At 41.2% G+C, this 19,087-nt stretch carries 20 protein-coding genes; 7 read left to right on the top strand and 13 right to left on the bottom strand.

What is annotated here, in order from left to right; all coding sequences use genetic code 11:
* Positions 1-753 (bottom strand): CZB domain-containing protein (locus tag AN214_RS20375; protein ID WP_054981401.1); only part of this gene is annotated, 753 nt, incomplete at its 3' end.
* A gap of 116 nt (positions 754-869) precedes the next feature.
* Here AN214_RS20375 and AN214_RS20380 point away from each other — a divergent pair.
* Entirely contained in the window at positions 870-2,030 is a 1,161-nt protein-coding gene (locus AN214_RS20380) for a hypothetical protein (RefSeq protein ID WP_054981402.1), read from the top strand.
* On the opposite strand, the gene AN214_RS20385 is transcribed toward AN214_RS20380, so the two are convergent.
* From AN214_RS20385 to lptM, 12 genes are all read right to left on the bottom strand, one after another.
* On the bottom strand, positions 2,023-3,135 hold the full coding sequence (locus AN214_RS20385; RefSeq protein ID WP_054981403.1) for an ABC transporter substrate-binding protein: 1,113 nt from the start codon (positions 3,133-3,135) through the stop codon (positions 2,023-2,025). The genes AN214_RS20380 and AN214_RS20385 overlap by 8 nt on opposite strands.
* On the bottom strand, positions 3,104-5,152 hold the full coding sequence (locus AN214_RS20390) for a GNAT family N-acetyltransferase (protein WP_054981404.1): 2,049 nt from the start codon (positions 5,150-5,152) through the stop codon (positions 3,104-3,106). Before AN214_RS20390 ends, AN214_RS20385 begins: the two co-directional genes overlap by 32 nt.
* Before the next feature lie 3 nt (positions 5,153-5,155).
* On the bottom strand, positions 5,156-7,327 hold the full coding sequence (gene uvrD / locus AN214_RS20395; RefSeq protein WP_054981405.1) for a DNA helicase II: 2,172 nt from the start codon (positions 7,325-7,327) through the stop codon (positions 5,156-5,158).
* 93 nt (positions 7,328-7,420) lie between these two features.
* Entirely contained in the window at positions 7,421-7,753 is a 333-nt protein-coding gene (locus tag AN214_RS20400; protein WP_054981406.1) for a hypothetical protein, read from the bottom strand.
* Positions 7,754-7,809: 56 nt separating this feature from the next.
* Positions 7,810-8,043 (bottom strand): hypothetical protein, encoded by a 234-nt coding sequence (locus tag AN214_RS20405; RefSeq protein ID WP_054981407.1) that lies wholly within the window; start codon positions 8,041-8,043, stop codon positions 7,810-7,812.
* A 12-nt stretch (positions 8,044-8,055) separates the two neighbouring features.
* Positions 8,056-8,367, bottom strand: coding sequence for a hypothetical protein (locus AN214_RS20410; protein WP_054981408.1), 312 nt, complete (start codon positions 8,365-8,367; stop codon positions 8,056-8,058).
* Positions 8,368-8,501: 134 nt separating this feature from the next.
* Positions 8,502-9,200, bottom strand: a complete 699-nt coding sequence (locus AN214_RS20415; RefSeq protein ID WP_054981409.1) for an HAD-IA family hydrolase — start codon at positions 9,198-9,200, stop codon at positions 8,502-8,504.
* Between the two features lies 1 nt (position 9,201).
* Positions 9,202-10,119 carry a tyrosine recombinase XerC gene (xerC, locus tag AN214_RS20420; protein ID WP_054981410.1) on the bottom strand — a complete coding sequence of 306 codons (918 nt, stop codon included), beginning with the start codon at positions 10,117-10,119 and terminating at the stop codon, positions 9,202-9,204.
* Complete coding sequence (locus AN214_RS20425) at positions 10,116-10,727, bottom strand: DUF484 family protein (RefSeq protein ID WP_054981411.1); 612 nt, start codon at positions 10,725-10,727, stop codon at positions 10,116-10,118. The genes xerC and AN214_RS20425 overlap by 4 nt, the downstream gene beginning before the upstream one ends.
* Entirely contained in the window at positions 10,724-11,554 is an 831-nt protein-coding gene (dapF, locus tag AN214_RS20430; protein WP_054981412.1) for a diaminopimelate epimerase, read from the bottom strand. Before dapF ends, AN214_RS20425 begins: the two co-directional genes overlap by 4 nt.
* A gap of 21 nt (positions 11,555-11,575) precedes the next feature.
* Positions 11,576-12,823 (bottom strand): diaminopimelate decarboxylase, encoded by a 1,248-nt coding sequence (gene lysA, locus AN214_RS20435; protein ID WP_054981413.1) that lies wholly within the window; start codon positions 12,821-12,823, stop codon positions 11,576-11,578.
* Entirely contained in the window at positions 12,823-12,990 is a 168-nt protein-coding gene (gene lptM, locus AN214_RS22325; RefSeq protein ID WP_082428650.1) for an LPS translocon maturation chaperone LptM, read from the bottom strand. Before lptM ends, lysA begins: the two co-directional genes overlap by 1 nt.
* A gap of 151 nt (positions 12,991-13,141) precedes the next feature.
* On the opposite strand from lptM, the gene cyaY reads away from it, so the two are divergent.
* From cyaY to AN214_RS20465, 6 genes are read left to right on the top strand one after another with little or no spacing between them, the layout of a single operon-like run.
* A complete protein-coding gene (gene cyaY / locus AN214_RS20440; protein WP_010562325.1) occupies positions 13,142-13,462 on the top strand; it encodes an iron donor protein CyaY in 321 nt (106 codons plus the stop codon).
* The gene (locus AN214_RS20445) at positions 13,463-14,119 is read left to right on the top strand and encodes an alpha/beta hydrolase (RefSeq protein ID WP_054981414.1); all 657 of its coding nucleotides are present in this window, start codon (positions 13,463-13,465) and stop codon (positions 14,117-14,119) included.
* Between the two features lie 9 nt (positions 14,120-14,128).
* Entirely contained in the window at positions 14,129-15,040 is a 912-nt protein-coding gene (locus AN214_RS20450; RefSeq protein ID WP_054981415.1) for a DUF2914 domain-containing protein, read from the top strand.
* Positions 15,041-15,060: 20 nt separating this feature from the next.
* Positions 15,061-15,996: a hydroxymethylbilane synthase gene (hemC, locus tag AN214_RS20455; RefSeq protein ID WP_054981416.1), complete on the top strand. Its 936-nt coding sequence runs from the start codon at positions 15,061-15,063 to the stop codon at positions 15,994-15,996.
* Between the two features lie 12 nt (positions 15,997-16,008).
* Positions 16,009-17,826, top strand: a complete 1,818-nt coding sequence (locus AN214_RS20460; protein WP_152960822.1) for a uroporphyrinogen-III C-methyltransferase — start codon at positions 16,009-16,011, stop codon at positions 17,824-17,826.
* The gene (locus tag AN214_RS20465) at positions 17,823-18,935 is read left to right on the top strand and encodes a heme biosynthesis HemY N-terminal domain-containing protein (RefSeq protein ID WP_054981418.1); all 1,113 of its coding nucleotides are present in this window, start codon (positions 17,823-17,825) and stop codon (positions 18,933-18,935) included. The genes AN214_RS20460 and AN214_RS20465 overlap by 4 nt, the downstream gene beginning before the upstream one ends.
* The last annotated feature ends 152 nt before the right edge of the window (positions 18,936-19,087 follow it).

The following is a 19,087-nucleotide window of genomic DNA, read 5'->3' on the forward strand; positions in this document are numbered from 1 at the left end:
ATTATTCATATTAATCAGCCCTTTCATCATATGGCGGGTTTGTGGGTCGATATCAAAACCAATCGACGTTAATTGTTCTAGTGGTTTAATATCGTCTTTATTAACCGTTAAAGAGTCTTCTACCTTATCAACCAACAAGCCTATATGAGGGGTTTTACCATCTTTGGTGGTAAAGATGATAATGGGTTTGTAATCGAGAGTGATCTGCTCTCTTGCTGTTTGGAATAACCTGACGAGCACTGTAAATATCTTGCGTTTCTTTTCATGGAAGAGTGTTAGAGCTCTTCCTGATGTGTCGTTAGCGTTTACACTTAATAATTCTTCTGCCATAGCATGTAGTTCTCGATGCGGCTTATCGAACTTGTCGAGTATTACACGTAACTCTTCGTTGTCAGTTTTAAAGTTATTATACCAAGTGCCAAATGCGCATTTGTCTGGATCTTTGGCTTTTTCAAATGGTGCGCCATTGGTGAGGCTATTTTCTAACGCATCAAGCCAGTCTAGATGATCTTTTTCTCTGGCAATAAGTAAATCTGAAAGCGCTTGATTAGCAACTTGGGTCGACTCTTTGTTAAGAACAATACCAAGATCAAAGATGGGTGTTGGAGTGCCTAAATAATCCTTTACGCCAATAAAGCTTTTATTATCGTTGGGTAATTCGGTTAGGTTATTTTCATATCGTTCTGTTAATAAAATATCGAGTATTTTTAAAGCGATCGTCTTAGAGCCAACTTTAAAATTAATAAAGTCCATATAAGATTCTTTCCTAACATTCTCATTTATTAAATAGAGCATAGTTGAGCTTATCAAAAATGCACGTATGATAAGTAGCTAACTCACCGAATATTATATTAAAAGATAGTTTAGCAATGAAAAATAAACGCCAGCTACTGATTACCAGCTTAGCACTGTTTTTAAGTGCAAATACATACGCAAACCAAAATGTAATCTCGCAAAGTGTCGAAGAGTTACGATTAACCAAACTTAACACCGTCGATGCAAGCTTGGTTAACTACAAAGCAATGTTACAATTTGCGAAACAATGGCAAGCCGTAAGTAATTACGCAGAAGCTAAACAGTTACTCTTGAAAGTCGGTACAAAGTTATGGTCTGAAGTTAAAGCACAGGTGCAATCTAACCAGCAATATGACGATAGGCCGCTTTACTGGCAGCGTCTCGCGGTTAAATCTCAACTAAAGAACACGCCGCTTAATTTTTCAAAAGCCGAGCTAGCTAGCCTGTTAGAGGTGTTTGAAACAGTATCTCGTGGGTACTCTGATATTGATTACCGCCAAAGCGCAGATACGCAAATTTTTATTACCGGTTTTGATCCGTTCTTATTGGATAGAAATATTGCGCAGAGTAACCCTTCAGGACTTGCGGCACTAGCGTTAGACGGAAACGTTATTGAGCTTAATGGTAAGCAAGCCGAAATTAATGCGGTTATTGTACCGGTGCGTTATGAAGATTTTGATCAAGGTGAAATAGAGTCACTGTTAGCACCTATTTACTTAGGTGGACAAGTCGATTTAGTTTCTACTGTTTCAATGGGCAGAGAGCATTTTGATCTTGAGCGTTTCCCTGGCAAGCGTCGTAGTGTAACTGCGCCAGATAATTTAAATGTACTATCGGGTGGCACAAAAGAAGCGCCAATTATTTCAAAGTTAGCAGGCGAAATTCTTTCGGGAGATGAGTTTGTTGAATTTAGCTTGCCTGTTGCTGCGATGCAAAAGGCAAAAGGGCAATATCAAGTAAACGATAACTTAAAAGTAGTGACGTTAGAAAAAGGTGAGTTACAGCCTAAATCGCTTTCTGAGTTAAATGGATTAACGGCGGTTTCAGGTGGCGGTGGTGGTTACCTTTCGAATGAGATCTCGTATCGCAGTATTCGTTTGCAAAATCAATTAGGTACGAAAGTACCAACTGGTCATATACATACGCCGCGTATTAAAACGTTTGACGATGCGACCAATAAAGCGATTGTGAATCAAATTGAAGCCATGCTTAAGCAGGCGATACCTGTTATTTAGTAAATGTGAAGTGGTTTAAAAAAACTGTGTTGTCTTTTACCCGTTCGGATAACTCAACATAGTTTTTTTTGCTTTTATCTAACTGCATTTTTATGACTTGCAGCTTTTGTAATAAGCATTCGTTTGATAGCGGCATGCAGGCTTTTGCCGCGTTGTAAAATACAAATGCGTTTGCATATCCCTCTAGGTGCACACGTGTCGGTTTTGTTATATTTGCCAGCTTCATCGATTGAAGAAATCGCTTACACCAATTTTGCTTACAACCATCTACTTTTGGCATCACTTCCGTTACAAGTACTTTGCTTGGTTGTTTAATGCGTGCAAAAAGCTCGTTACTCGAGACAAATGAAACACTGGTAAAATAAGGCTTAAAGTCTTGCTGGTTGGCTAAATTTATAAAGTGGGCTAAGGGTTTGTAAGTACCAACTAAGCAAATCGCTTGTGCGTCGCTTTTTTTTAATTTTTCTAATGCTCGCTCAATATCTTGGCTATTTCGCTTGAATCTGGCAATGGCTTTTGGCTTTAAGGAATATGGCAACATTGCTTTGGTAAGTGCATTTTGCAGTGAGAGGCCAAACTCATCAGCTTGAATCAAAAATGCAATTTTTGTCAGCCCTTTTTGTTTTACTAAGTAATCAATTTGCACCTTCGCTTCGTCGTTATAGCTAGCGCGTAAATTAAAAATATGATCTTTGTGGCGTAATAAGTCTGCGCCAGTGAACGGGGTAATAAACGGAATTTGGTGAGAATCGATAATGGGTTGAATCGCGCTAGATGTCGGGGTGCCAACATATGAGAAGAGAACATCAACTTTAGCGTTATTTATTAGGTGTCGAGTGTTATTTACCGTGAGGTGGGGTTCATACTGGTCATCAAGTGCGAGTAATTCTATTTTTCGACCATTTACTCCACCATTAGCATTTACTTGCTTAAAGTAAGCGTCAGCTCCTTGTTTCAATTGCACGCCTAACTCTGCCGATGGACCGCTTAACGCTGCCGACATACCAAGTTTAATGGGTGGTTGCTGCGTTGCAAAGACAACTAGCGGAATACAGCAAATTACAATGATTAGTTTAGAGAATAGGATAGTGATTACACCATTCATAAGCGGCTTGCTTTAGCGCTGAATTAAGTTGTTTTTTCCCCGTTAATGCAAGAGCTTCGGTGACCTTAGTCTCAGGCATATTCTGTAATACTAGCTTAATTATTAACTTTCTAGAAATACTTTCTAGTTTATCTAGTAAACAAGGGTTTACATAAACTTGTTGAGCTAAGGCAAAGCGTGCTTGGTCAACGCTGATTTGTCCTTCACTAAACCTTTTTACTAAGTTATTGCTGCTAGTGTATTGCTGGTTTGATGAAATCAAGTTTGCGCTAATGCCTAATACTAACTCGCTTGGTAGATGCGAAAACGAACGCGCTAACTCAAACAAAAATTGCTGCTTGAAATGGGATTTGAGCAATGTCTGTTGGTCTAAATAAATATTTGAAGCTTTAATGACTAAGCAAGAATGCTCACCACTTGCTTTATCTTGCTTGGCACCGAGTTTAATAATGTGATAGTTCTGCTTAAACCAAAAGTTGCAAAGTTTGGCTTCTGCGCCAAAACTTGCCCCTATAAAGTCAACATCAGGCGATAGTGTTTTCTCAATGGTATTTAACAGTTGTGTGCCAATATTGTCGCCTTGGCAATAAGGATTAACAGCAATACGCACAATGCGGGCATAACGAGCTGCAAGCAAGTGTTGTTCGCCGAGTAAACACGCAGTAGATTGCGCCAACATATTGCCTTGAGGACGGCGTTCCCCAGCAATAATTTGTGATGCTAACGGATCGGTTAGTTCACCTTCTAGTGCAACCAATGCTGCCGCTAAGAAAATGCCATTTTGTTCAGCAACAAACACCTTTAAGTTATTGCCATCGAGCATATGTCGTAAGTCATTTACGCTAGTTTGATAATGCGCCATCACTAAAATAGCGAATATTTGTTTAAGTAATTCGTTATCGTTTGCGAGTTGTTGCTGTGTTATCGCGTGAAAAGTAACGTCATTTTTATGGTTGATCGTCAGTTGTTTGAAGTCAGCATCAAGTACAAGCAACTGATTAATGGTATTTTCGAGAGGGTCGTTATCAGCGTAACGTATAGGGTCCGACAGCTCAGCGACAAAACAATTGCTGCGGGTTACTTTCAAATAAGGAATAAAGCGTAAATTAAACCCTCGGCCAGTGCCTTCATAGCCATGAAGCGTTGTTGCAAAGCCCAGTTTTATCGGTAAATCGAGCGCTTTTTTTAATAAGCTTACAGGCAAGGTTGCCGCTTCATCAATTAATACCAAATCGTAGTTTGTTGCTTGGTTTAGCAATGCATCAGGTGCAATAAAATCGAGCTTTACGTCATTATCTATGAGTTGATCGTAGTGTTTAAATACTGTCGCAACGGTTTGCTTATGATGAGCACAAATAGCAATACGCTTGCCTTGTGATGAACAATTGGCTGCCAGCATTCCAAGCGTTGCCGATTTCCCTCTGCCTCTATCGGCGGTTAATAAAAATGCGGCGCGGCGCTTAGTTATAAATTTGCTCAAATCGGCAACTAGATTTTGCTGTTCTTGATACTGAGTATTCTCGGTTGCAGTGAAAATTGGGATTGTAGGCAGTGCATGGTGCTCTGCAACAATCAAAGCTTGCTCATTGTTCTTAAGTAGTGAAATGAACCGAGTTTGGAAAAGTGAAATAGGGCTAGGTGGTTTATTGGCACTTTGAAAACGAGCAAACGCGGGATCCGCTTGCTTAGCGTAACTTTCAAAGTTCGGCATTAGCAGCACTAGTAGGCCGCCTGCTTTTACTGTACCCGCCACGGTTGCGAGCTTGTCTGGCATTAGCCCTGAATTTACGTCAAACACCACTGTGCTGTATTCTTGCCCTAATAACTGGTGATTATGCTCAGGCCAAAAATTTACCAAGAGGGAATTACTCAGGGTTAATAAATCGGGGTATACCGTTTTTAAGGTATCAACTTGTTGCCAACACCAATGATCACACCCAGACAAAACCAATAACTGACGATGCTTACTCGTTAGTAGCGATTGGTGTAATTGGTTAAACCAGGTGTTAGTGAGCATAATTTACATCGCTTGTAATTTCGCATACATGGTCACTAGCCACTTAGTACCATGATCATCAAAGTTAACTTGAATACGCGCCTGCGGGCCCGTGCCTTCATAGTTTAACACTGTACCTTCACCAAACTTGCCGTGCATTACACGCTGGCCGAGTTTAAAGCCTGTATCGTTAAAGGTTTCTAAACTGATGGTATTGCTAAAACGGCCAGTGGTTTTAGGCTTGGTGATTTGTGTTTTAATGCGAATTTCATCCAAACAATCTTCCGGTAATTCGCGAATAAAGCGCGAGGGGCTATGAAACTTTTCTTGCCCGTATAAACGGCGGCTTTCAGCGTGGCAAATATAAAGCTTTTGCATGGCGCGTGTCATACCTACATAACACAGTCGACGTTCTTCTTCTAAACGGCCGGTTTCTTCTTGGCTTTGTTGAGATGGGAACATGCCTTCTTCAACGCCTGCCATAAATACCAATGGGAACTCTAGGCCTTTGGCCGAGTGCAGTGTCATCATTTGTACCGCATCTTCGTGTTCATCTGCTTGTCCTTCACCTGATTCAAGCGCGGTATACGCTAAAAAGCCATCAAGTGGCGAGCTAAACTCTTCTTCATCCGGCAGTTCGTACTGGCTAGTAGCGTTAATTAATTCTTCTAAGTTTTCTACCCGCGCTTGGCCTTTTTCACCTTTCTCTGCCATATACATCGCCATTAGACCTGATGTTTGAATGGCGTATTTGGTTTGTTTATCTAATGATTTATCAAGAATGTTATCTTCAATCTGATCGATTAGCTCAATAAACGAATTAACCGCATTGGCAGCGCGCCCGGCTAAATGCTTTTCTGCAAGCAGGGTTTTTGCTGCGTACCAAAGTGGTAATGATTCGCTACGCGCACAATCACGAATCAGGCTTAATGTGCGATCGCCAATGCCACGCGTTGGGGTGTTAATAATACGCTCAAATGCAGCGTCATCATTGCGGTTATTTACAATGCGTAAGTAACATAAGGCGTCTTTGATTTCTTGACGTTCGAAGAAACGCATACCGCCGTAAATTCGGTAAGGAATTCGCGGTGACTGAATATTTAATTCAGACTCCAGTACACGCGACTGGGCGTTGTTGCGGTATAAAATGGCGCAGTCTTGCAGTGCATTACCTTGTTCAAACCAGGCCTTAATTTTACTAACAATAAAGCGGGCTTCGTCTAGCTCGTTATAAGCAGCGTAAACGCCAATTTGTTCACCTTGATTGCCGTCAGTCCAAAGCTCTTTACCCATACGCTCAGAGTTATTGGCAATCAAATGGTTTGCCGCTTTTAGAATATTACCTGTTGAGCGATAGTTTTGTTCTAAGCGAATAGTTTGTGCATCAAAGTCACTAATAAACTGTTTAATATTCTCGATACGCGCACCACGCCAACCATAAATACTCTGGTCATCATCACCCACAATCATGATTTTATTGCTTTTGCCAGCAATCAATTTTAACCACTGATATTGAATGGTGTTGGTATCTTGGAATTCGTCTACCAGCATATGCGGAAAGCGCTGTTGGTAATGACGTAGCAAAGTTGGTTGGTCGCGTAATAATTCGAAACAACGCAGTAAAATTTCGGCAAAATCCACTAAACCTGCACGGTCACATGCTTCTTGGTAAGCGGTGTAAATACGCAGCATCATTTGTTCGTTAGGATCAAACGCTTGAATATGTTTAGGGCGTAAACCTTCGTCTTTTTTAGCGCCAATATACCAAGCCGCTTGTTTGGCAGGCCACTTCTTCTCGTCAATGTTCATTGCTTTCATTAAGCGACGGATCATCCTAACCTGATCGTCAGTATCGAGAATTTGAAATGATTCTGGCAGGTTTGCTTCTTTATGATGGGCACGCAGAATACGATGCGATAAACCGTGGAAAGTGCCAATCCACATACCGCCAACAGATGCTTTAAGCGTTGCTTCAACACGGCTGCGCATTTCTTTCGCTGCCTTGTTGGTAAAGGTTACCGCAAAGATACTGTAAGGCGATGCGTGTTCAACTTGCATTAACCAGGCAATTCGATGGACAAGTACGCGGGTTTTACCTGAACCTGCGCCTGCCAGCACCAGCATATTTTGCAGCGGGGCGGCTACGGCTTCGCGTTGATTGTCATTTAAACCATCTAATAATTCAGAAACGTCCATCGAAGTTAACTCTTTACCAAAATTGGCAAAAGTATAACAGGAGTTGATTTAATACCAAATAGAATACTGTTTTTATAAACAGGGGTCAGTTATCTATTGAGTTTTATCGCTAACCTTTACATTCTGAGTAGGTTGTTGGAGCTCTGAACTTTTTGTTTCTAAGTACGTTTTAACAAACGTTGCTCTTTCGCTTTCAGGTAACGTTGCAATTATATTCTCAATATGCGCTATTTTTTGTTTTTCTTGAAAGTGAGAGATAATTTTGTCACCGCTGATAAGGAAAAATAGAATTAGCAGAGGACCCATAACAGGAAATCCATTTCGTCCTTTTAGCTTTCCATCCACATAAAGCTTCACCCCAGTTAACCAGTTATTGGTTACGCGTACGTGATGGTCGTTTAAGTCGAATTCCCATTCTTTATACATAATGTTAGTCCTTTTTATTTTCTAAGTCTTAAACCGTCTGAGCAGGTTAACTTTCGTTATTCTTCGTTTGCTAAGTCACTATAAGGGTTTTCCGTCTTATAAAGTTGTTCAACACGCTGCTTTAGGTACTTTGTAGAAAACTTCACACGCTCTTCTTCTGGTAAACTAGCAATGATATTTTCAATATGCCGCATTTGCTGTTTTTCGCGATAAATTGAAACTAGGGTTTCACTGCCAAAGAGAAAGAAAAGCAGCAGCCCAAAACCCACTAAGTACAATAACGTATCCATTGACTAAATCCTTTAGCTATTTAATTGATCAATATAACGCTGCGTACTAAGCGATACGCGTTCGTGGGAAGAGTAAACAAGCAAGCTTTCAGCATCTGTAGTTAATTTTACAGATACCTCAACAGTAAACAGCGCAAATGGAATAACCTCTAAGGTACCTAAATTTTCGAGTTCTGCTTTGATAAAAGCATGGGTGCCGAGCGCGATTGGAAGCCTATTTTTACCTTTAAGTTGTCCGTCAACGTATAACTTTAACCCTGTGAACCAATTGTTTGTAATACGGACTTCGTGTTGTGCTAATTGAAATTTCCATTCTGAGTACATAGTTTCGTTTCCCTAATAGCGCTATTTTGTTTGTTGGTAATGTACTTAATTCTTAGAAAATGAATTAGGGAAAGTGATAAACGGTAATTTAACCTGCTGTAAGGAAATAATCTGGACCTTACAGCAGAAAATGGTTAGATAAATGCATCTAAATCAAATATATCGGATATGTCTAAGTAGGCTAACCCATTGTAACGGTAGGGAACAAAGGTATTTTCTAGCCAAACGCTATAACAGCCAGCATTGTTTGCGCCTTGCACATCTGAATCAAGGCTGTCACCCACATGTAAAATCTCGTTTTGACTTACACCTAATTGCTGGCAGGCCAAGTCAAACATATCGCTTTCTGGTTTTGCTTTGCCGTGAGGACCTGCTTGTAATATTAAATCAAAGCTATCTTTTAAATTAAATTGGCTTACATCGACATTACCATTAGTAATAGCAATCACTTTGTATTTTTTACGAAGCGCTGCGAGTAAATCAATTACTTCAGGTGCAACTTTAATATCACTGCGCGCTTTAGCAAATGCGTTATAGGCTTGTGCTGCATGAAATGCTGCATTTTCTACTTTGAGAGTTTCTAACCCCCATAGTAAAGCCTTTTGGCGCCATAGCGTTACGTCATTGACGATTTCAGGGTTTTCAAGTGCATAACCGTTTCGGCAAGTGCGCCAAAAATCGCCGTTTTGCTCCGCCCACTCTGGAATTGCAGCAAGGTAATCTTGTTGTGCTTTAATGGCATTTTTAATAATAGGGCGGTTGTCGTAAAGGGTATCGTCTAAATCAAAACTAATTACCTTTACGGCAGAAATTGCTCGGTTAAATCGCATCATATTACTTCTTTTTTGCCCTTGGATGTGTGTTGTCGTATACCTTTGCAAGGTGTTGAAAATCTAGGTGCGTATACACTTGGGTGGTTGATAAATTGCTATGACCAAGTAACTCCTGCACTGCTCGTAAATCGCCACTCGACTCTAAAATATGTGAAGCAAAGCTATGGCGTAATTTGTGCGGATGCACATTGGCACTTAGACCTTGTTCAATGCCCCATTTTTTCATGCGCGCACGAATTTGGCGAATCGACAAGCGGCGCTTTTGTTTACTAGTAAATAAAGCGAGTTCGTTGGGATTAGCAAACTCTGCACGCACTTTCAGCCACTCTTTTACTGCGCTAATGGCTTTTCGCCCAACGGGAATAACCCGCTCTTTACCACCTTTACCTAATACGGTTAGAAGGCCATTAAAGATCGCGCCCTTATCCGTTAAATTAAGGCTAGCAAGCTCAGATAAACGCAGCCCTGATGAATACATTAATTCCATCATGGCTTTATCGCGAATTGCTAAGCTATCTTCAGGCACAATTTCAAGCAGCTGATTTACTTGGTCAACATCAAGGTTTTTTGGTAATGGTTTGGTGTATTTTGGCCCTTTTACGAGCTCAACCGGATTCGCTTTGGCAAGCCCCTTTCTAATTAAAAACTTATAAAAGCTACGCAAGCACGATAGGTGCAAATTAATGGTTCTAGCTGATAATTCGCGGCTTTTTAACTTGGCGAGCAAGCCTTTCACATTCTCAACTTCAATAGCTTGCCAGTTAGCAACAAATTGCGAAAAATAGTGTGCAGATGTTTCTAAATGACGCAGGTAAGCATCGATGGTGGCTGTAGAATAGTGTTTCTCATTGCGCGCAAAAGCGATGTATAAATCTATACTCTGCTGCCAGCTTGCGCTTAGCGGTTGTTGCTCACTCATAACTGAGACAGTTTGATATTTAAGGCTTGAATAAATTCTAAAACAAATACGCTGTTTTGTTCTGGGTGATAATGTGTTTCGTCGCTGCTGGCGAAGGCTAATATAGCTGTTGGCGTATTTTTATCGCCAACCAAATACACAGCTACCGAGCCAACTGTTTTTTTAAATAGTAGCATTTGCTCATCTTGGCTCAAGCGTCCTAAAAAGCTGGTTTGTACGCTAAAACGTTGATCGAGTAGCGTTTGGTGCGTATCGGGATTAACAGGTATTAATTGGCAATCAAGTAAATTAAATCCTTTGCACAAGGTTTGTGTTAACTTTTCTTGTAGTGCTTCTAGCGTATCGGTTTTAAGTAGCAGTCGATGGCATTGATTGAACACTTTAAAAATGTGTTCGTTATTGGTTGCGTTATCAATTAGGTGAGAGAGTTTATCGGTTAATTCTCTATTTTTATTTTGCAATAAACTTTGTTGACGCTTTACAAGGCTGGTGGTGCCGTTTGGTTCGTCGTAAATGGATAAACGCGCAAGTAGTTCAGGGTGCTTTTGTAAAAAGTCACGGTTTTGTTCTAAATAGTCGACAACTTGGCGTTCATCTAATTCATTCATATCGCGATTTGACCATCAAACACATGTTCTGCAGGGCCTGTCATTTTTACTGGGTGACCGTCGCCTTGCCAATTTATTATTAATTCGCCACCAGGTAATTCAACCTTAACTTGATTGGCGAGTTTCTTTTGTAAAATACCAACCACAACAGCGGCACAAGCACCGCTACCACAGGCAAGCGTTTCACCTGCGCCGCGTTCCCATACGCGTAGTTTGATATGCTCTGGCGAGATTATTTGCATAAAACCAATATTGGCCTTTTTAGGAAAGCGCTCATGGCTTTCAAGTAGCGGGCCTAACTCGGTAATTTGATCTGAGTTGATATCGTCTACTTCAAGTACGCAGTGCGGGTTGCCCATAGAGACAACGCCACAAAATATTGTATGTTCGCCTTCACGGATAATATACGTTGTTTCGCGCTTGGTCGCTTTAAACGGCACTTTTGCAGGGTCAAACTTGGGATGGCCCATGTTTACGCGCACTTTGCCGTCTTTCTCATTGTGAAGGGTAATATTGCCAGATTTTGTTGAGACCTGAATACGGTGGCGGTTGGTTAACCCTTTCATACGAACAAAGCGTGCAAAACAGCGCGCGCCATTCCCGCATTGTTCAACTTCATAGCCATCGGCATTAAAAATTCGGTAATGAAAATCCAAATCAGGATCGTACGGCGCTTCAACCATTAGTAATTGGTCAAAGCCAATACCGAAGTTGCGATCTGCTAACTTACGAATTTGGTCTTTTGAAATAAAAACATTTTGCGTGACATTATCAATAACCATAAAGTCATTGCCTAAGCCATGCATTTTAGAAAAATTTACTAGCATATATATAAACTATGATTGTGCTTAAGGCAGTGTACACTCGTTTCGGTATAGGTCGTCAATAGTTTCGCGTTGGCGAATTACATGAACTTGGTCGTTATCTACCATTATTTCAGCTACGCGCGGACGTGAATTGTAGTTTGAGCTCATAGTGAAACCGTACGCACCGGCACTGCGCACGGCAATTAAATCGCCCGCCTCAATGCACAAATCGCGGTCTTTACCTAAAAAGTCACCAGTCTCACATACCGGGCCAACAATATCGTAATTTTCGGTTTTACCTTGTCGCGGCTTAACCGCAATAATATTTTGCCAAGCCTGATAAAGCGATGGACGCAATAAATCATTCATGCCTGCATCAACAATCGCAAAGTGTTTACCTTGATTTTGTTTTAGATACTCGACATTGGTGACCAAAATGCCAGCATTGGCAGCGATTGCGCGGCCAGGTTCAAAAATCAGCTCAACATCGGGTAATTCTGCTAAGCATTCGGTGATTTTACTAACGTACTGACTTGGGTGTGGTGGCGCTTCTTGTGCATATGGTACGCCCAAGCCTCCACCAACATCTACATGGCTAAGCTTAATGCCATGGGTCGCGAGTTCTTTTACTAGCGCGATCACTTTTTTAAGTGCCGCAATAAAAGGTTCAACTTCAGTAAGCTGTGACCCAATATGAAAATCAATACCCTTGATATATAAGTTAGGTAAGCTCGCCGCTTTCTTATATACATCAACCGCAATTTTAATATCTATGCCGAATTTATTTTCTTTCAAACCGGTAGAAATATACGGGTGCGTTTTAGCATCTATATCAGGGTTTACACGAATAGATATAGGCGCATTTACGTTCAACTCAGTTGCAACTTGCGAGATACGCTCAAGCTCAGCTTCTGATTCAACATTAAAGCATTTGATTTTGTGCTCTAGAGCAAAGGCAATTTCGTCATGTGTTTTAGCAACCCCTGAAAATACTACTTTACTAGTGTCACCACCGGCTGCAATTACTCGTGCCAGTTCACCTTTAGAAACAATATCAAAACCAGAACCAAGACGCGCCAATACGTTTAAAATAGCGAGGTTTGAATTAGCTTTTACGGCATAGCATACAAGGTGATTATGGTGACTTGCCGCGTCGCAAAATGCCTTATAGTGGCGTTCTAATGTAGCACGCGAGTATACATAACAAGGCGTACCATATTGTTTGGCAATATCTTCAACCTTTACTTGCTCTGCAAACAGTTCGTTATCGTTATAGTTAAAATAGTCCATTACTGCTGCTCCTTTTGCTCTTTATCAGCGTCGGTTTGCTGCTTTGGTTGATTTGATTCCACTTGATCTTGCTCGGCAAGATATAAAGGACCTTTTTGACCGCAACCAGCTAAAATGAGCAATGAGACACTCATAAATACTGAAACTAATTTCTTACATTTAACCATATCGTCTGTTTATAAAACTTATTACTGACAAGTGAATGCCACGGTTGGTATTATTGAATAGAGATTATCAGAAAAAAGCGCAAAAACGCAGGATATTGACGTTTTTTCTTATGCTTTATTGGCATCAAAAAATCAATTTGGAAATTTAGCTATGACAGACCAAGAATACCATCAGTTAATCGATGATTTGTTTATTAACTTAGAAGAGCAAGTTGATGCCTGCGAGGTCGACTTAGACTATGAATCTGCCTCGGGAATTTTAGAAATTATTTTTCCTGATAACAGTAAGATCATTCTTAATAAACAAGCGCCTTTACAGCAGTTGTGGGTAGCAACTAAGTTTAATGGTCACCATTTTGAACGCCATGGTGATAAATGGATTGATAACCGTAGTGGCTCTGAGTTCTGGCAATTTATGAATGATGCTGCGAGCAAACAAGCGGGTACAAGCATTGTATGGGAAGCTGAATAAATGAGTTTAGACGCAGTTATTATTGAGCCGCAATCAAGTCACAAAGCAACGGTAATTTGGTTGCATGGTTTAGGTGACTCAGGTGATGGTTTTGCACCTATCGTACCGGAAATTAATTTACCTGCAGAACTGGGTGTAAAATTTATTTTTCCACACGCACCAATTCAACCGGTCACCATAAATGGTGGCATGGCGATGCGCTCATGGTATGACATTAAATCTCTTGATCTAGATAAACGCGCCGACGAGCAAGGTGTGCAACAATCTGCTGCGGCAGTACAGCAATTAATTGATGCTGAAATCGACAATGGTATTGCGCCTAGCAATATTATTTTGGCGGGTTTTTCGCAAGGTGGCGTTGTTTCATTGTATTTAGCACCGCGCTTACCGTATCAGTTGGCGGGTGTTATGGCGCTTTCAACCTATATGTGTGAGCCTGCTAAACTTAAACTCGAAAAGCAGCAAGCAAGCTTAAATGTATTTATGGCTCACGGCAGTTTTGACGACGTGGTACCAACAGGCGCAGGAAAAGCAGCATATCAAACATTACTTGAATTGGGTTATGAAGTTAGTTGGCAAGAATACCCAATGGCACACCAAGTATGTTTAGAGGAAATTAAGGCGATCCGTACTTGGTTGGTTTCGCGCTTAAACTAGGAAGGAATAGTGGCACAAAAGATAAAAATTACGGCGACATTGGCAAATAAGCAAAACCAATCCGCGCAAAATGCAAAACCGAGCGAAGTTGAGTACAAATGGCGCTGGGCGCGTGTTTTTGCTGCGCTGTTGTTGGTGGTAGTCGTATTAGTTTTGGCAACTATGTACTTATTTCCAAATACGAAAAATCCAAAAGAAACGAGTCAATCATTAACAAAAGCCAGTGTGCAACAAGGCAGCTCAACCGTTGTGAAAACGATAACATCGGCTGTAAATAATGCTAAAAATACTGATAATGAAACCGAAAAGGTCGGTTTAAGCCAGTCTTCGACAGCTGAATTGCCAATTGAGAAAGCTTCTGTCACTCAACCTGCGATTGAACAACGAGTCGAGCTAGAGCCTAGCAATCCTACAGATGTTGATAACAGTGAAGCGGTTGTTAATGAAAGCGTGACGAATAATAGTCTGTCAAAAACAGCCGAAAATAGCGATGAGTCATTAGAGCAGGCTGTGAGCGTTGATATTGAACAGCAAGCAAACGAAAACAATAATGCCGACTTAGCAGACATTGCACTTGGCGCAAAAATGAATACCCAAAGTGTAACGCGCGCATTGTTATCGCGTGATATTAAAGCGCGAGAGCCTGTTGATATTATTGGTGAACGAATCGCAAGGGCGAGCTTTACCAAAAAATTGTACTTCTTTACTGAAGTAAACGGCTTAAAAGGTAAAGTGGTGCGCCACAAGTGGTATTTTCAAGATCAACTGCAAGCGGATGTTGAGCTTTCAATATTTGCAGAGCGATACCGTACCTATTCATCAAAAAATATAGCGGCACTGCAATTAGGCGAGTGGCGTGTAGAATTAATTGCCGACGGAAAAACGTTGGCGAGCAAGCAATTTAAAGTAACTGACCAGTAGCGAGTCAGTGTAGGAAAATTATGTCTCAAGATAATCCAATTATTCGTATTGCAACACGTAAAAGCGCATTGGCTCTTTGGCAAGCAGAGTTTGTAAAAGCTGAACTGGAAAAGCACTATGCCAATTTAACGGTTGAGCTTGTACCTATGTCGACTCAAGGCGATAAAATTTTAGACACGCCACTGGCGAAAATCGGTGGTAAAGGCCTATTTGTTAAAGAGCTTGAAGTCGCTATGATGGAAGGTCGCGCAGATATTGCCGTCCATTCAATGAAAGACGTTCCGGTTGAATTCCCTGATGGACTAGAACTACACACAATTTGTGAGCGTGAAGATCCGCGAGATGCATTTGTATCAAACAACTTCAAGTCGCTGGCTGATTTGCCTCAAGGAGCAATTGTTGGTACATCGAGCCTACGTCGTCAGTGTCAGTTAAAAGCAGCGCGTCCTGATCTCGAAATTAGAGATTTACGCGGTAACGTAAATACGCGTTTAGCAAAACTAGATGCCGGTGAATACGACGCAATTATTCTAGCCGCTGCAGGTCTTATTCGTTTAGAAATGCCAGAACGCATTGCTGATTTTATTGCTGCGGAAGACTCATTACCTGCAAATGGTCAAGGTGCGGTAGGCATTGAGTGTCGTAGCGATGACGAAACAACTAAAGCGTTACTTGCGCCACTTGAGCACACAGAAACGCGTTATCGTGTACTTGCAGAGCGCGCAATGAACCGTAAGTTACAAGGTGGTTGCCAAGTTCCGATTGGTGCATTTGCAACTGTTGAAGGTGAAACTCTGACACTGCGCGGTTTAGTAGGTGCGTTAGATGGCTCGGTAATTTTGCAGCATACACTGGCAGGTAATGTGGCAAATGCAGAACAAATCGGCGAGCAAGTAGCTGATAACTTATTATCGCAAGGTGCTGATAAAATTCTTGCAGAAGTTTACGGTAACTAACAAGGAGTGCATGTGACACATATCTTACTCACACGGCCAGAGGAAAAGAGCCAACAATTAGCTGAGCGCCTATCAAATATGGCGATTAAAAGCACCATTCAACCATTACTGGCGCTTGAAGCAATTGCAGTGAGTGAACAGCAACTTGCTATGCTTGAAAGCGCCGATATTGTGCTTTTTGTGTCACAAGATGCCGCACGTTTTTTACATGCGTTAAAACCTGAACTAGCAAAACACAGCCACTGTTTAGCTGTTGGTAAAAGTACCGCTGAGACGGTAACCGAACTGTTTAACAAACCGTGCGCTAGCCCGCTGGTTGAAACCAGCGAAGGTTTGCTTGCCATGCCAGAGCTCAATAATGTGGCAAGTAAACAAATTGTATTGGTAAAAGGCAAAGGTGGACGCAATAAGCTAGCGCAAGAGTTAAAAGCGCGCGAAGCGATTTTTCAGCCGCTAGCCGTTTACCAGCGTTTGGCGAATGCTAATTTAAATGATGCAATGGCGGCTAATTGGCAAGCGAATGGTATAGATGCCGTTGTCTTAACGAGCAATGCAAGTATCGATAGCTTTTTGGCAATAGCGACAAATAAAACCTGGTTATCACAGCTAACCGTTTACTTGGTAAGTGAACGCTGCGTTAACTACTTGCAAGAAAAAGCCAATGTAAAACATATTATTAATTGCCAAGGTGCTGATAATGATAGCATTATCAATGCCATTGTAGGTCAACATAAACATCAACAGAGTCACGCTATGGAACAAGAAAAAGACATAACGGCAAAGAGTACGATTAGCGAAAAGCCAACAAGTAAGGCGCAAACTACGAGCAATAGCGCTTCAAAAACACCAGTGGCAAAGCAATCAGGTTCTGGCAAAGCAATTGCTGTTGTTGCGTTGTTGGTATCGCTTACTGCGGTTGGTGGATTAGGGTATGGCTATACCTTATTTCAACAACAGAAAAATTTTCTCGTTAAGTTAAATAACGAAAACATCACGCTCGCTGAACAGATTGCCCAAGTTAATACACAGGCGCTGGCATTAAAAAATCAAAATCAACAATTGCAAAGTGCATTATCGGCTCAGGTATCTGAGGCAGAGCTTGCGCTTAATGAAAAAATTGCTCAGCAGTTACATGCTGCTAACCAACAAACACCAGAGCTAAATCGTGAAGAAGTGAAAAGCCTTTACCGCATGGCCGAATTTAAGGCGCTGGTGCAAAATGATTACCTCGGCGCCGCGGCAATGCTGGCACGTTTAGATATACTGCTTGAAAACTTCCCGGGTACTCAGCAAGCTAGAGCGGCACTACATCAAGATATTCAAGCATTACAAGCGGTACAAACGGCTGATGTTGAAGGTTTGTATTTAAAGCTGTCTGGGTTAATCGCCAATCTTGATGAGCTACCGCTTAATATGGTGGTGCTACCGGAAGAAGCTGATAAAGTTGATCCGCAAGCGCTTTCAAATAATGTGGATGATTGGCAGTCAAACTTAAAACGCAGTTGGGACTTGCTGGTGGATGACTTTATTAAAGTACGCAAACGCACAGCGCCGATAGAGCCTTTATTAAGCCAAGAAGAGCAAGCATTAATTCGACATCAGTTACGTTTTTATATGGCACAAGCACAAACTGCGCTTACAAAGCAGCAGCCAGCTATTTTCTCTACAGCACTGCAACAAGCACAAAGTGTAGTTAACAATTATTACGATGTGCAAGCTGCGAATGTAAAATACCTTAATAGTCAATTAAGTGAATTACATGCTAGGCCGCTTGTATTCACACCAGAGATTACCTTTAACTCTGCAGCTGCAATTAAGGAGCTACTATGAGCAAGGCGATTATCACGGTTGTTATTGCGTTAGTTGTACTTGCGCTTGCACCGGTGGCTATAGGTGAAAAAGGTTATGTGCTAATTGCTTTTAACGACTACACCATTGAAGGCACGATCACCGCATTTGTAATTGCAATTATTTTGCTAACGGCGTTTAGTTTTGTGATTTATAAAGTGCTTCGTTATGTCTTATCACTGTATGGCATCACTCGTTTTAAATGGGCATCGCGCGCCGACAAACGCAAGTTAAGCAATTTAAAAACAGGCGTTTGGCAGTTTATAAACCGTGATTTTAATGGCGCACAGCAAAGTCTTGCAAAAGCCCATGTACCAGCAGGTTGGGAAAGCATTGCACAAGCCATTTCAGCACGAGCTGCGTTAGAAAGTGGTAATAAAGCCGATGCGCGACTACATCTCGAAAAAGTTGCGCAGCAAGACGCATCAAATATTGCGCAAATGCTGGTGGAAAGTGAGCAAGCTGAACTTGCCAAAGAAAGCATGGAGCAAATAACCAAGAACAAAAAAGCGACTAACTTAGAGCTGGCTAATTTTGCCGAGTACTTAGTAGCACAACAAGATTGGTCAACGCTTAATGATCAGCTAAGTCGTTTTGAGAAAAAACATGCGCTTAGTGATGAGCAGTGGCAACAGTTATTTGAACGTTATTTTGCAGCGTTAGACTTAAATGCATTAAACAGTGCGTACGGTAATTTACCTAAAAAGCTCAAAGAAAAAGCTGAGTTTCATTACTTAATTAACCTTGCGTCATTTGCTCCTGAGCAAACCGACAAATGTTTATTAAAACTAGCTAAGGGTGATAAGTACCGCGAAATTTGGCAAGTGCTTAGCAAGTGCACTAATACCAAACTTTCAGATTTACAAAAGTTTGTGCAGACGCGTCTTAAAAAATTACCTGAGGACGAAACCTTATTACTTACGCTGGCATACATAGCCAAAGCGCAAGGTGACTTTGAACTTGCCTGTAAGGTATTGAATAAAGTTTTAAGCAAAGACAATGCAAACAAGCATTGGCGTATTGCAGCTGAGTGTTTTAATCAAACAGGGCAACTTGATAAAGCAATTTTGCTCTATCAAACCTATGCTTAATACCAATTCTGTTAAGTATGTGATGAGGGATAGCGCTGGATAAATGAAATGGTAACAAGGCGGATTTTTCTTATGTAGTTGTTCTACATTGATAAATTCTAACGCAGTTAGCATGATATTTAGCCCGCTAGGATGATTAGCTACTTAAGTGA

The organism is Pseudoalteromonas sp. P1-9 (assembly GCF_001399975.1).
Classification (GTDB): Bacteria; Pseudomonadota; Gammaproteobacteria; order Enterobacterales; family Alteromonadaceae; genus Pseudoalteromonas.

Excerpts from the sequence above, each read along its gene's own strand:
- cyaY (WP_010562325.1), top strand. The coding sequence starts at position 13,142 with ATGACAGACCAAGAATACCATCAGTTAATCGATGATTTGTTTATTAAC.
- hemC (WP_054981416.1), top strand. The coding sequence starts at position 15,061 with ATGTCTCAAGATAATCCAATTATTCGTATTGCAACACGTAAAAGCGCA.
- AN214_RS20425 (WP_054981411.1), bottom strand. The coding sequence starts at position 10,727 with ATGAATGAATTAGATGAACGCCAAGTTGTCGACTATTTAGAACAAAAC.
- AN214_RS20385 (WP_054981403.1), bottom strand. The coding sequence starts at position 3,135 with ATGAATGGTGTAATCACTATCCTATTCTCTAAACTAATCATTGTAATT.
- AN214_RS20410 (WP_054981408.1), bottom strand. The coding sequence starts at position 8,367 with ATGTACTCAGAATGGAAATTTCAATTAGCACAACACGAAGTCCGTATT.
- AN214_RS20415 (WP_054981409.1), bottom strand. The coding sequence starts at position 9,200 with ATGATGCGATTTAACCGAGCAATTTCTGCCGTAAAGGTAATTAGTTTT.
- xerC (WP_054981410.1), bottom strand. The coding sequence starts at position 10,119 with ATGAGTGAGCAACAACCGCTAAGCGCAAGCTGGCAGCAGAGTATAGAT.
- AN214_RS20465 (WP_054981418.1), top strand. The coding sequence starts at position 17,823 with ATGAGCAAGGCGATTATCACGGTTGTTATTGCGTTAGTTGTACTTGCG.
- AN214_RS20405 (WP_054981407.1), bottom strand. The coding sequence starts at position 8,043 with ATGGATACGTTATTGTACTTAGTGGGTTTTGGGCTGCTGCTTTTCTTT.
- lysA (WP_054981413.1), bottom strand. The coding sequence starts at position 12,823 with ATGGACTATTTTAACTATAACGATAACGAACTGTTTGCAGAGCAAGTA.
- uvrD (WP_054981405.1), bottom strand. The coding sequence starts at position 7,327 with ATGGACGTTTCTGAATTATTAGATGGTTTAAATGACAATCAACGCGAA.
- AN214_RS20445 (WP_054981414.1), top strand. The coding sequence starts at position 13,463 with ATGAGTTTAGACGCAGTTATTATTGAGCCGCAATCAAGTCACAAAGCA.
- dapF (WP_054981412.1), bottom strand. The coding sequence starts at position 11,554 with ATGCTAGTAAATTTTTCTAAAATGCATGGCTTAGGCAATGACTTTATG.
- lptM (WP_082428650.1), bottom strand. The coding sequence starts at position 12,990 with ATGGTTAAATGTAAGAAATTAGTTTCAGTATTTATGAGTGTCTCATTG.
- AN214_RS20400 (WP_054981406.1), bottom strand. The coding sequence starts at position 7,753 with ATGTATAAAGAATGGGAATTCGACTTAAACGACCATCACGTACGCGTA.
- AN214_RS20390 (WP_054981404.1), bottom strand. The coding sequence starts at position 5,152 with ATGCTCACTAACACCTGGTTTAACCAATTACACCAATCGCTACTAACG.
- AN214_RS20380 (WP_054981402.1), top strand. The coding sequence starts at position 870 with ATGAAAAATAAACGCCAGCTACTGATTACCAGCTTAGCACTGTTTTTA.